Consider the following 12,117-nt stretch of genomic DNA (forward strand, 5'->3'; position numbering starts at 1 on the left):
GAAAAACGGCTAAAAGCAGACGTTCGGCAGTAGGGTCTTTTCCCTTGTTTCTCCATCCTGTACGCGCTAGCCTCAATGCTGTTTTAACCTCCACGAACAGGAAGAGTCAGTCACCCTATGAATTTGGATCGTGCAAAGCAGCTGATTCATGGAGAGTTAAATCATGACTTCCCTATTGAAAGTCTCATCCATGTACTTGAAGCTGCCATTGAGCTGATTTCTCTTCCGGACAATGACTTCTGCTGGTCAAGTTGGGAGGGCGAAGAACAGGCAAAGAGAGAATTGCTAGGTTTGGTCAGCACGCTGAAATCTGGCGTGTTACCCGAAAGGATAAAATTTGCTGTTCTGTTTGCTCCAACCGGTCCACTGCAAGAAGTCAGTCTGAGCAGTGGTTGGGCGGCCCCCTTCCTTAAAGTGGCTGAGAAATATGATGAAGTTGAAGCATTGCTGTGGTGAGCGGGCCAACAACGCACTCAATCTCGTCCACTAAACCGCATTTACGCGTTTTGTAACTGAGCCTTCGTGTATGGCCGCTCTGGGTCGATAGCCGTCGCCCGCGGAAGGGGCGTAACGGTCCTAGGACCACCATAAAAATTCCTACACAAACCTCGGAATCCCTCACCTTTCCCGCCGTTCTGATGAGGCCTATAGTCCATCTCGTCGCCCATAATGGCGATTCGGGTTTGGCGACCCGAGATACGAATGCGAGGGCCGTCTGCTCATTTGTAGGCGTCGTCGCAGCCGCAAAACCGCTGTACTATGGCGGTTGCGCGCGGGAGACCTTCGGGTCTGCCGGTTACTCGTTCCCGGTTCGCCAACCTGCGCGCAACTGCCACCCTATTCGTTTGGCGTCGATCTGTTGGCGGTCTCATCTAATCTGAACGAGATCTCACCTATGGAAAGATACATGCCCCTCACCGGAATCGACCTGATCCCGGCCTCCCTGCTCATCGACACCCAAGCCCCACTCGACGTCCTGCAAGCCATGGCCGATTACCGCATTCGTACGGTCACGCAGGTGCTGGAAAACATCGCCTACCGCGCGGAACTCGGTTGCGACACGGTGGTGTTGAAAGACTTTTCTCAGCTGTTAGTCATTCCGTTACGCGACGGCTGTGACTTGATGGACGTGATCAGTCGACGCTTACGAGCGCAGGTGAAGGAGTAAGTAAAAACGGGCGCCTCAATGGGCGCCCGTTTTCTGCAACTGCGATCTGTGCGTAAACGCGGCTGACGGAGCCTTTCGTGAGCCCACTGACCGAAGTCATTTCACAAAAAATATGTGAAATAAAATGTGAAGATAATTTTCTTTAGAAAGCCTCAAAAACCCCTGAAGCCCAGTAAATAAGCGCTTGTTCATCCATTCAATATGTGAAATAAAATGTGAAGCCTTTCATACGGTACAAGCCGCTATGCCCCTGATCACATCAAAAGCCTGGCTCGACCCGATTCTCCCTGACGCATTGCCTCCGTCAATCGTTGCGCTCGCGGACGCGCTGCCCAGAAAGACACAATTCCTGGCCGGACGCCTGCCGCCTGAAACCGCTGCACGTCTCGGCCGTCTGCTGCAAATCACCAATACGTACTACTCGAACCTGATCGAAGGGCAATACACCGAGCCCGCCGAAATGCAAAAAGCACAAGCGGCACCGGTCAAAGATCGCAAACAGCTTAAAAACCTGGCGGTTGAACAGATGGCGGTGCAAGCGTTGCTCGAACGGGCATTGCGCCAGCGCGCGCCGTTTGCCTGGGGTGACATGTTTGCACCTGAGCTTGTGAGCACAGCACACAAACGGCTTTTTAGGGGTGCAAGTGACGCGGAACGAACACTGTCAGATGGCTCGATCATGCAGCCCGGCATCCTGCGGTCGGTGACAGGTCAGAACGTTATCGTTGGCAATCATGATGCACCGGACGCTTGTGCTGTAGACGGAATGCTGCGACACCTTCAGGCAGGCTTTGGCCGACAGACAGACTCCCGCCGTCAGCTTATTTCTGCGCTTGCCTACCATCATCGCCTCGCTTGGATTCATCCCTTTGCAGACGGGAATGGTCGGGTTGCTCGGTTGGTCACTCACCTACAGTTAGTGAGCCTGGGGCTAAAGCCAACGCTCTGGTCACTGTCACGTGGCCTTGCAAGGCAACATCAGAATTACTACGCCGCCCTGACCATGGCGGACCGCCCAAGAGAGGGTGATCTGGACGGACGAGGCCAGCTGTCTCAGCGACGCTATTTCGAATTCATCGAGTTCATGCTGCAGGTTTGTCACGATCAGGTCGATTACATGACCGCCGCGGTGGACCCGTCTCAGCTTCGAGAACGCGTGATACGCGCGTTTCACTACAACGACAAACTTATACAACAAGGCATTCGCCCGGAAAGTGCGCCAGCAATCATTGCGCTCATCACCCAAGGAAGCCTGCCGCGCAACGAAATAAAAACCTTCACCGGCCTTACACCACGCCCGGCAATCGATGAGCTTTCACGGCTAATCAAAGTCGGTCTGGTGGAAAGCCAAACGCCTAAATCCCGGATCGTCACACCCGGCCTGCCCGCCTGGTTTGCCCAAGATATTTTTCCGGATTTGCATCGACGGTTTCAGTAATTGGATTGAATGACAACGGGCGCCATGACGGCGCCCGTTTTGTTTAAGGTTGTGAGCTGCGGATTTTGGTAGTTTGAACGCGTCCCTTGGTAAAACTGGGGACTCCCCCGAAAGTTTGACTGGAAGGCAGTATCAGGCAGCACAGCCAAAAGAACCTCTCACTGCAAAGGATTGCCATGTGAACACCGCCCTTATCCTGCAACCCTTACTCGACATCCTGAAATGGCTACTGCCGCCGATGCTGGTATTGGCGCTGCTGAAATCGCGCCTGCTCAAAGGCTGGTTCGGTGAGCAGCTAATCCGGTTGTTCACGCACTTTCTACTGAATCGTCACGTCTACCGCCGCCTGCATGACGTGACGCTCACCACCCCGGACGGCACTACACAGATCGACCATGTGTTCGTTTCGCCCTTCGGCATTTTCGTGCTGGAAACGAAGAACATGAGCGGCTGGATCTTCGGCGGTGAAAAGCAGGCTCAGTGGACGCAACAGCTTTACAGAAAGCGTTTCAAGTTCCAGAACCCGATTCACCAGAACTACAAGCATTTGAAAGCACTGCAAGCCGTGTTGGGAATCGGGCCGGAGTATGTGCATTCGGTCATCGCCTTTGTCGGCGGCAGCACCTTCAAGACCAAAATGTCCGCCAATGTCACCCAAGGCATGGGGGCAATCCGCTATATCAAGTCGTTCCAGCAAGCGGTGTTCAGCGAGGCGCAGGTGACGGCTATGCTACAAACCTTGCAAGCAGGTCGTCTGGCGCCGACGTTAGCTACCCGCCGTGAGCATGTGCAACGCCTGAAGCAGCGCAGCGATCCATCGGCTTCCCGCCAATGTCCGCGCTGCGGCAGTGCGCTGGTGGTGCGTACATTCAAAAGCGGTGCCAACACCGGCCAGCAGTTTTGGGGATGCAGCACATTCCCCAAGTGCCGGACGGTACAGCTCATAGCGCCCAACAGCTAAGCTTTATCAAGAGGCCGCTATGCGAAACGCTGAAAAGTCGGGAGGCGAAACATGAGCAAACAACCTCAACCCCGCAGCCGCTCCAACCCTCAGCCCAGGTCCCGTCCGGTTGTCCCTAACCTGCCCAGCAAAACCGGCAACAAGTCCGGGGGCTTACGCGGCAACTACCCACCGAAGAAGTCGAGTTGAGCTTGAGCGAAATTACCGAGTCACCACCGCACTCCGAGTCCCCGCAAACGCACTCGTACCCAGCCAGCGCCACAAACTCTCCGCATCCTTCACCGCGCCATCCACACGCAGCTCTCGCGACTGAAGAACTTCCCGCGGTGTGCGGTCGCCCGTCCACACCTCGGTCAACGCGCGCACGCTGGAGTCCACAACGAGTGTCAGTTCGCGGCCAGGGTCGTCGCGGCATAGATCCGCCACGCCCTGTTCAACCACGAGCCACCACGCTTGCTCGCCGGGCCGTGCGTCGCGGAACTTGAAGTGGATGACCACCGGTCGGGACGGGAAGGTCTCGATGCGCACGAACCGGCGCACGTCCCACATCAGCAAGCCCGCGTCGAGTTCGTCATCGCGCAGGCGACTGCCGATCCAGCGTGCGCCCCAATGACCTAGCGCCATGATGATGGGGCGCAATTCCTCGCCCGCCTCGGTCAGGCTGTATTCCCAGACTTTGCCGGTGGCCGTGCGGTGTATGACGCCGATTTCTTCCAGGTGACGCAGCCGCTGTGCCAGCAGGTTGGTGGACATCCGTGCTACGCCGCGGTGCAGTTCATTGAAGCGCTTGCTGCCGCACAGCAGCTCGCGCACCACCAAGGGTGTCCAGCGCTCGCACAGGGCTTCAGCACCGCGTGCGACCGTGCAGAACTGACCGTAGCTGTCTTCCATCGCCTGTACTCCGCATCTGCAACGCTTCACTTTTTGAACTAGCCCCGCCACTTCGCCACGCGCACGCTCAAGCCCTCGAAAGCCAAAAGCCAAAGGTGAACGCCATGACCAAGGTAGCCATTATTCAGCGCCCGCCCGTGCTGCTCGATCGCAGCGCGACGATCGCCCGGGCCGTGCAATCGGTCGCTGAGGCAGCGGCGGCGGGAGCCTCGCTGATCGTTTTGCCCGAATCGTACATTCCCGGTTACCCGGCGTGGATCTGGCGGCTGGCGGCGGGAAAGGACGGGGCTGTCATGGGCCAGTTGCACACGCGGCTGCTGGCCAACGCCGTCGATATCACCAACGGTGACCTGAGCCAATTGTGCGAGGCCGCCATGGTTCACGCGGTGACGATCGTGTGTGGCATCAATGAATGCGACCGGCGCAATGGAGGCGGCACGCTCTATAACAGCGTAGTCGTTATCGGCGCGAACGGCGCCGTGCTCAACCGCCACCGCAAGCTGATGCCCACCAATCCCGAGCGCATGGTGCATGGCTTCGGTGATGCCTCCGGGTTGCGTACGGTCGATACACCGGTCGGCCGCGTGGGTGCGCTCATCTGCTGGGAAAACTACATGCCGCTGGCCCGCTATTCACTGTATGCCCAAGGGGTGGAAATCTACGTCGCCCCCACGTACGACACTGGCGAGGGCTGGATCAGCACGATGCGTCACATTGCACTCGAAGGCCGCTGTTGGGTGCTCGGCAGTGGCAGCGCGCTGCGCGGCAGCGACATTCCCGACGACTTCCCGGCGCGTGCGCAACTGTTTCCCGATCCGGACGAATGGATCAACGACGGCGACTCGGTGGTGGTCAATCCTCAAGGCCGGATCGTGGCCGGTCCATTACACCGCGAGGCCGGCATTTTGTATGCGGACATCGACGTCGCACTCGTGGCGCCAGCGCGGCGGGCGCTCGACGTCACCGGGCATTACGCGCGCCCGGATATTTTCGAACTGCAGGTGCGGCGCACGCCGGCGACAGCAGTGCGCTACATCGACGCGTGAAGGTAGCCAACGTTCAGGCGATCCACGCCATGTCCGGCGGTATCCCCTGGCAATTGATCAAGGAGTCATGCCATGAGCATTGAACGGTCTTACAAGGGCAGTTGTTTTTGCGGCGCGGTCGGGTTCACCGTCAGCGGCGAGCCGGCCGGAATGGGCTATTGCCATTGCGAGTCGTGTCGGCATTGGTCAGCAGGGCCGGTCAACGCCTTCACGCTGTGGAAACCCGAGGCGGTGCAAGTGACACGGGGTGCTGACAACATCGGCACCTACAACAAGACACCGCGCAGTTACCGCAAGTGGTGCAAGACGTGCGGCGGACACCTCTTCACTGAACACCCGGAGATGGGGCTCATCGACGTGTATGCCGCGCTCATCCCGGATCTCGCGTACTCGCCAGGTGTTCACGTCCATTATCAGGAGACCGTGCTGCGCATCAAAGATGGATTGCCCAAGCTGAAGGATGTCCCCAACGAACTAGGGGGATCGGGCATCAGCGTGGACGAATAGCGCTAGCAAGGTAAGTGTCTGGCGATCCCGTCTTGCCTGGTTACGCGGGATACCTACCTGTTGGTAAAACAGTGGTATTCCCATTACCTACAGGGTTCGGCCATAGCGATCTCCGACGGCGAACCCGGCTCATCGACAGTGGTCAAAGCAGGTGGCGGCATCGCGAATGATCCAAGGCCTCTGGCCTGCTTCATTCAAGGGCGAAGCCAGTGGTTCACACACTTTAGGGTGCGCCGGATAATTTTCAGTAGGTTCGGATTCTGCCCCGGGCAGGCGCTGACTGCTGCTCATATCCAATGCTCCCGTATCGGAGTACGAAAATGACTCAGTCAATGCGCTTCTTTTTATCGATGGTCCTCGCGACTGCATCACTGGCATCGGCGAGCTTGCTGAACACTGCAGGTGCGGCAACCGCCGAGGATCTGAATGCCGACTCTCGGCAAGCGTTGCAAACGCTCTACAAGGCCACGCCCTTTGCCGAAACCATTTCGCACAACGCCAAAGCGATCCTTGTCTTTCCAAAAATCATCAAGGCGGGCCTTGTGTTTGGTGGCGCCTATGGCGAAGGCGTGTTGTTCAAAGGCAAGACAGCAGAGGGTTATTACAACTCCGTAACCGGTTCATGGGGGCTGCAGGCAGGCGCTCAGTCGTATGGCTATGTGGTGTTCCTGATGACCGATAAAGCCGTGAACTATGTACGCGAAACCAAGGGCTGGGAAATCGGCGTAGGGCCCACTGTTGTTGTGGTTGATGAAGGCGTTGCGAAGAATCTGTCCAGCTCGACGCTGAAGGACGATGCCTACGCGTTCATTTTCGACCAGCAGGGGTTAATGGCTGGGGTCAGCATCGAAGGATCGAAGATTTCCCTGATCAAGCGCTAAAACCGCGACGGAGTGAGTCAAAACGGGCGCCTTGTCAGGCGCCCGTCTTGTTGGGCTTCATGACCGCCCGTAACCCTGCCGATGCTGGGCGTGAGGCGCGTCTATTGCCGGCGTCGATAGTCACCATCAATTCAATGAAGTTCTCTTAAAAACTCCGGGGCGTAACATCGCCTCCATACCAAACAACTACACCCCGGAGCACACCATCATGAAACGCCAAATCCTCCTCAGCATCGCTTTCTCGGTTTTTGCAGTTAACGCTTTCGCCGCCACCTCTGCTCACCCGGTTGTCGCTGAAGGCGGCTCGCATCGTCTGATTGAAAGTCGTGTGGCTGAAGGTGGTTCGGATCGTCTGATCGAAAGCCGTGCTGCATAAATGCGTAGTTTCACCGCAGTACTCAACGAAAAGCCCGGCCTTACAAGCCGGGCTTTTTCGTGTGTCGCGAACGCCAGCAATGGACCCTGGCCGGCACAGGTGCAGACTTTGGCCGCGTCACTTCAGCATTACTTACCTCTATTTCTGACATTGTTACCCGTGTGCCTCGTCGAACACGTCAAGGATGATGGCATACGGCTACTCTCTTCTCGGTTTCTCAAGTACGCCTCGACCAAGGCACGAGCCAGAGGGGTAGTGTCTGGCTTGGCTGACCCGCACTGACCATAGGTTTGCTTTGTTCTGGCTCAATGACATGGTGTAAGCGTGCATGCCCTTCCCCCCTCGTTTTCTCGAGCATTACCGCAAAGCCGACCGAATCATGCTGGGCTTGATCTGGCTGATGTTTCTCTTCGCGTTGGGTCTGGCTTTCTGGCACGACACCTTTATGCAGTCGCTTTTGGTGGGTGGCGGCACGAGCCTGCTGCTGACGGTGTTTTATCGCGCAATGGGCGGGACGCGGTTGATGCGGTGTTGCCTGGCGATCGGTTTGATGGTCATGGCCGCATTGCATATCAATCAGGCCGAGGGCGTCATTGAATCCCACTTCGGTATTTTCGCGTTGCTGGCGGTACTGACGTTTTATCGCGACTGGTTACCGATTCTGGTCGCTGCGGCAACGATCGCGGTTCATCACGTGGTCTTCCATGCGCTGCAGCATCAAGATTTTCCGGTCTACGTCATGGCGCATCACGGTGGGTGGACGATGGTGTTCGTTCACGCCTTCTATGTGGTGATGGAGACGGTCGCCCTGCTCTATCTGGCCGTGCACAGTCAGGCCGACGCGGTGGAGAGCCAGGACATGCTGGACAAGATGCTCGCGGCCACGTCCCAGCTCACCGTCGATGCCGGCAAGGGTGATAGGGCCGGGGGGCATGTCTCGCTCGCGGAGCGTTTCGATCAATTCCTGCTGCAGATTACCGCCCTGGTTGACGGGGTGGTTCGCGACTCTCATGGCCTCGGTCAGCTGGGCCAGGAGCTGGCCAAGGCGAGCAACACGCTGGAGAAAGGGGCCAAGCATCAGCTGACGGAAATTGCCCAGATGACGGGTTCGATGCAGCGGATGGGGACGCGATGGGGCATATCGCCGTGCACGTCGAACAGGCCGTTGAACATGCCGGCCAGGCCAGCGTGCAAATCACGCGAGGGCAAGAAAGTGTGAACCGGGCACAGCATGAAATCACTCAGTTGGCGTCGCGCCTCAAAAGCACGAACGAAACCGTGCAGGTGCTGGCGGGACAAGCAGAGCAAATCGGTACCGTCCTGGAGGTGATCAGCAGTATCGCCGACCCGAAACCGCCTCTCCAGGGCGACGACCACCCTGGTCGGTTGGCTGACTGTTATGCCGGCTTGTCAGCAATCCCTGTTTGATCTTTCAGTCGATCGCGCAGGGATTGCTCAGCTTCTTAATCAGTACGACTTTTTGATCTTGACGTCCCGGCTTTGCTCAACCCTTTCGTGTTGTGATCGCCTGGAGTCGAGGTCGAAATGGCACTGGCTTTGGTCACGCCGCGAGTATCTTTGGAATTGGCGATGCCTGAAGTCGTTGAGCCATGACCGCGATCATCACCGCGATCATTACCGTAGTGGTTTCCGCTTTCACCATGATCGCGAACAGCCTTGCCGGCATGATCGCTGGCCAGTCCCTTACCGCGGCCATTACTGTCGGATTTCCCGGAGTGGCCTGAACCGCTGTGACCGCCACTCGTACCGCCGCCATGGCCACCTCCATTGCCACCGCCGTTACCGCCTCCGTTACCACCACCTCCTCCATTCCCACCACCACCACCACCACCACCATCCTTCGCATAGGCGGAGTTCATGACGGACAATTCAATGGGGAGTAATGGAGCAGCTGCAAGCATCATGGCGCAGGACATGACAGCAACGAGACTCTTATTCTTTAAAAGCATGATGGCTTCCGTTGGTTGATATCGCATGCCATATGACGCATCAGGCCCCTGACAGTTCAATTCCCTGCGACAGGCGGAATGCCGTGTGCACTGACCTGATAAGTACCCTGCAAGAAATGGCTCAAAAAAGCGCCTTTGGAAGTGGGTTTCAATCGCATTCACCACTGAAGCGTTAATCAAAAGCACCGCTTAGAACTTCATAGATGAGCCCGGTTGCCAGCGCGATCAGTATCAAATCGGTACCTGCTTGCTGCCATTCGTACCCATCATAATGAGGCAGACTGCTGATCAATCGGCCATCCAGCTTTTTGGCAATCCCGGGTGGAAGAGGCTTACCACGAGCGAGGTTCTTTTGAATGCCGGGTGGCAAAGCAGGTCCGGGACTCCAGTAGTCCCGATATCCACCAACAATCCCCAGCACACTTGCATGATTGATACTTGGGCCATTATCCCAATCGCCGCCCCCGGAATTTTTGCCTTTACTTGCATGACCTCCCTGGTTGCCATGGTCCTGGCTGTTTTGCGGATTTCCCTTGCCATTTCCCTGACCCTTTCCATTACCAGGATCGGCCAATGCAGTAGCCGAGCCGCAGACCAGTGCAAGACTTGTAATAGCGGCAATCAACGAGCGATATCTGAACATTGAGTCGTTCCTTCGGAGGGGGAATCCCTCTGAAATTTAGACGCTATTGACGATGTTGGTTCCATTTCTCCTACTGCCAAGGCGACACAGGCAATTGAAGTACGGTGTTCGTGCATTCGGTACAGCGCGTGTAAAAGCGCCCGGCTCGCCCAACTGCGTTGAAGCGCTGACAGTGCCTTAATGGCCCGCTGGTCGAGGCAGCCTTGATCTGTAGATTCAATCAACCTATATTTGAATCTGTAGATTCGCGATGAGGTATTGAACATGGCCGTTGCCCTCCAGGAACAAGCCTTTACCAAGAGTCAGTGCGTGACGGGTCTGCGCGCCGCTGTCGGCATCCTCGAAAAATGGGGTGCGTCCAGTGATCAGGCCTGCCGCATCCTGCGCATTTCCCGCAGCACCTACACCCGCGTCCGGCAACGTGATCCCGACTGGGCGGTGACGCTGGACTCGGACCAGATGCAGCGCATCAGTTTTGTGCTCAACATCCACGCCGCGCTGCGCCTGGTTTTCGATAACCCGGAGAACGTCTACGGCTTCCCGTCGATGGCCAACGACAACGAGTTTTTCAATGGGCGTAGCCCGCTCGAGATCATGTCTCAGGGCGATATGATTTCCTTGTATGAAACCTTCCGGCGCATTGACGTGCTGCGTGGCGCGCAATGGTAAAGGTGAATGAACTGGCAGACCTTGCCGGAGAGCAGCAACAGGCCTATCGACTGGTCAATTCGAAGTTTCCACCGATCGCGATGTTTGATGACGTTGCGGACGCGGATGAGTTTGAGGTGCTGTATCAGATACAGGCGCTGACGAACCCCAGGCTGAAAAATGAAGTGGGTCATCTTGAGTTGATTCCGCGAGATCAGATCCCGTTCGGTATTCCTGGCTGCTCCTACGCGACGGCGCCTTTTACCCACGTCAACCCGGCGGGTTCGCGGTTCAGCGATGGCAGTTTTGGGGTGCTGTATTTGGCAGACTCCATGGAAACGGCGCTGGCCGAGGTGCGGCATCACCAGAGCCTGTATTGGTCGAATGTCCCGAGCCTGAACTATGAGCGCTTTGTTTTCCGCGGGCTGTCTTGCTCCTTCGTGGACGTGGCGATGAAAGATGCTACTGCCATTGCGATGACTGATCCTGTTTACGATCCTGACGATTACACGCATTCCCATCGCTTGGGGAGGTCGATCAAAGAGGCGAGATGTCCGGGCATTCGTTACAACTCTGTGCGGATGCAGGGCGGTTATTGCTGGGCGCTGATGACGCCGAGACCGGTTTTATCGGTTATTCAGACGGCGCATTACGAGATGATCTGGAATGGGCAGATTACGAGTGTCAGTAAGATTAGTGAGGCTTGATTGCATCATGCCGAAATGAAAACGGGCGCCTTGATAGGCGCCCGTTTTTTTTGTGCGGCGATGTTTACCAGCTGCCGTATGGGATGCCGAATCGCTCGATGTAGCGCTTGGCGTTTTCACTGACGGGATAGGCATACTGCCCCTGACTTTTGCCTTGGTCTGGGCCCATCGGTTCTTTTTCTGCTTGGGCACGAGCAACCTTGACTGCTTTCATGCATTTATCCGCCACCCACACTTGGACAATGCCTCCAGGCGCTACACCCACATAAACCAACGCAACATTACCTGCGGGCTCATCCGGCGATGCAGGGCAACGTTCATTAAGCGTAGCGCGCATGATTTGCCGGGCTTCTTCGGGAATATCGACCCACGCGCGGTACGTTTGCGGCTCAACTATTGACTGCCAGCGAACAAAGATCCGTTTAGGTAAGTCGGCACCCTCAACCTCACGAATGCCTCCGGTTATCTCGCCCCAACCTCGAGCGGACTCCGTGTCGTTTTCTGGCTCCCCCCCCGCTGCCGTACCGCCACCCGTGCGGCGGAACAGCGTGCCGTTGATGTCTTCGACCGTGCTGTCTTCAACCCAAGCCTTCATGTAGTACGGCTCGTTGAAGCTGAGGCTCCACCACTTTCTTGTGAGTTCCGTATCGGGTGATGCAAGGTTTGTGGCTTGGCAGCCTGAAACCAACAACATCCCCAACAACATCCCCAAAACACGCATCAAAACGTTCTCCAGCTTGAATCCTGCACATGAGGATGACGCACGCGCACGCCATCTTCAGTCGGTGCATTGGTGTAGCGGAGGTTCACGCCGCGCTCTCGACTTGACCCTATTGGATTGCTCTGGTACTCAACGCGAAATTCGCACGGAGTTCATCACG

At 56.8% G+C, this 12,117-nt stretch carries 14 protein-coding genes and 2 pseudogenes; 12 read left to right on the forward strand and 4 right to left on the reverse strand.

What is annotated here, in order from left to right:
- The first annotated feature begins 117 nt into the window (after positions 1-117).
- The 5 genes from ACYZTX_RS19995 (at position 118) to ACYZTX_RS20015 (ending at position 3,756) form a co-directional block, all read left to right on the forward strand.
- Positions 118-456, forward strand: coding sequence for a hypothetical protein (locus ACYZTX_RS19995; RefSeq protein ID WP_322177094.1), 339 nt, complete (start codon positions 118-120; stop codon positions 454-456).
- A 439-nt stretch (positions 457-895) separates the two neighbouring features.
- Entirely contained in the window at positions 896-1,168 is a 273-nt protein-coding gene (locus tag ACYZTX_RS20000) for a hypothetical protein (protein ID WP_462035544.1), read from the forward strand.
- A 244-nt stretch (positions 1,169-1,412) separates the two neighbouring features.
- The gene (locus tag ACYZTX_RS20005; protein WP_462035545.1) at positions 1,413-2,606 is read left to right on the forward strand and encodes a Fic family protein; all 1,194 of its coding nucleotides are present in this window, start codon (positions 1,413-1,415) and stop codon (positions 2,604-2,606) included.
- A gap of 238 nt (positions 2,607-2,844) precedes the next feature.
- Positions 2,845-3,567, forward strand: coding sequence for a nuclease-related domain-containing protein (locus ACYZTX_RS20010; protein WP_462037079.1), 723 nt, complete (start codon positions 2,845-2,847; stop codon positions 3,565-3,567).
- A gap of 51 nt (positions 3,568-3,618) precedes the next feature.
- A complete protein-coding gene (locus ACYZTX_RS20015) occupies positions 3,619-3,756 on the forward strand; it encodes a hypothetical protein (protein WP_462035546.1) in 138 nt (45 codons plus the stop codon).
- A 12-nt stretch (positions 3,757-3,768) separates the two neighbouring features.
- Here the strand turns inward: ACYZTX_RS20015 and ACYZTX_RS20020 are convergent, their stop codons facing one another.
- Positions 3,769-4,458 carry a winged helix-turn-helix transcriptional regulator gene (locus ACYZTX_RS20020; protein WP_462037080.1) on the reverse strand — a complete coding sequence of 230 codons (690 nt, stop codon included), beginning with the start codon at positions 4,456-4,458 and terminating at the stop codon, positions 3,769-3,771.
- Positions 4,459-4,562: 104 nt separating this feature from the next.
- Here ACYZTX_RS20020 and ACYZTX_RS20025 point away from each other — a divergent pair, with 104 nt between their 5' ends.
- The 5 genes and pseudogenes from ACYZTX_RS20025 to ACYZTX_RS20045 form a co-directional block, all read left to right on the forward strand.
- A complete protein-coding gene (locus tag ACYZTX_RS20025) occupies positions 4,563-5,504 on the forward strand; it encodes a carbon-nitrogen hydrolase family protein (protein ID WP_462035547.1) in 942 nt (313 codons plus the stop codon).
- Positions 5,505-5,576: 72 nt separating this feature from the next.
- Entirely contained in the window at positions 5,577-6,011 is a 435-nt protein-coding gene (locus ACYZTX_RS20030) for a GFA family protein (protein WP_462035548.1), read from the forward strand.
- A gap of 320 nt (positions 6,012-6,331) precedes the next feature.
- A complete protein-coding gene (locus ACYZTX_RS20035; protein ID WP_462035549.1) occupies positions 6,332-6,892 on the forward strand; it encodes a lipid-binding SYLF domain-containing protein in 561 nt (186 codons plus the stop codon).
- A gap of 208 nt (positions 6,893-7,100) precedes the next feature.
- A pseudogene (locus ACYZTX_RS20040) lies at positions 7,101-7,265 on the forward strand (phage infection protein); the annotation flags it as partial.
- 331 nt (positions 7,266-7,596) lie between these two features.
- Positions 7,597-8,615: pseudogene (locus tag ACYZTX_RS20045) on the forward strand (methyl-accepting chemotaxis protein); the annotation flags it as partial.
- Positions 8,616-8,731: 116 nt separating this feature from the next.
- On the opposite strand, the gene ACYZTX_RS20050 reads toward ACYZTX_RS20045, so the two are convergent.
- Both ACYZTX_RS20050 and ACYZTX_RS20055 read right to left on the reverse strand, forming a co-directional pair.
- Positions 8,732-9,238: a hypothetical protein gene (locus tag ACYZTX_RS20050; protein ID WP_462035550.1), complete on the reverse strand. Its 507-nt coding sequence runs from the start codon at positions 9,236-9,238 to the stop codon at positions 8,732-8,734.
- A gap of 172 nt (positions 9,239-9,410) precedes the next feature.
- Positions 9,411-9,881, reverse strand: a complete 471-nt coding sequence (locus ACYZTX_RS20055) for an anti-virulence regulator CigR family protein (protein WP_462035551.1) — start codon at positions 9,879-9,881, stop codon at positions 9,411-9,413.
- Positions 9,882-10,145: 264 nt separating this feature from the next.
- Between ACYZTX_RS20055 and ACYZTX_RS20060 the strand changes: the two genes are divergently transcribed.
- Together ACYZTX_RS20060 and ACYZTX_RS20065 are read left to right on the forward strand one after the other, a co-directional pair.
- Positions 10,146-10,550 (forward strand): antitoxin Xre-like helix-turn-helix domain-containing protein, encoded by a 405-nt coding sequence (locus tag ACYZTX_RS20060; protein WP_462035552.1) that lies wholly within the window; start codon positions 10,146-10,148, stop codon positions 10,548-10,550.
- Positions 10,544-11,236, forward strand: coding sequence for an RES family NAD+ phosphorylase (locus ACYZTX_RS20065; protein WP_462035553.1), 693 nt, complete (start codon positions 10,544-10,546; stop codon positions 11,234-11,236). Before ACYZTX_RS20060 ends, ACYZTX_RS20065 begins: the two co-directional genes overlap by 7 nt.
- 64 nt (positions 11,237-11,300) lie before the next feature.
- Here the strand turns inward: ACYZTX_RS20065 and ACYZTX_RS20070 are convergent, their stop codons facing one another.
- Positions 11,301-11,957, reverse strand: a complete 657-nt coding sequence (locus tag ACYZTX_RS20070) for a DUF2931 family protein (protein WP_462037081.1) — start codon at positions 11,955-11,957, stop codon at positions 11,301-11,303.
- Between the last annotated feature and the right edge of the window lie 160 nt (positions 11,958-12,117).

The organism is Pseudomonas sp. MDT1-17 (genome assembly GCF_054898105.1).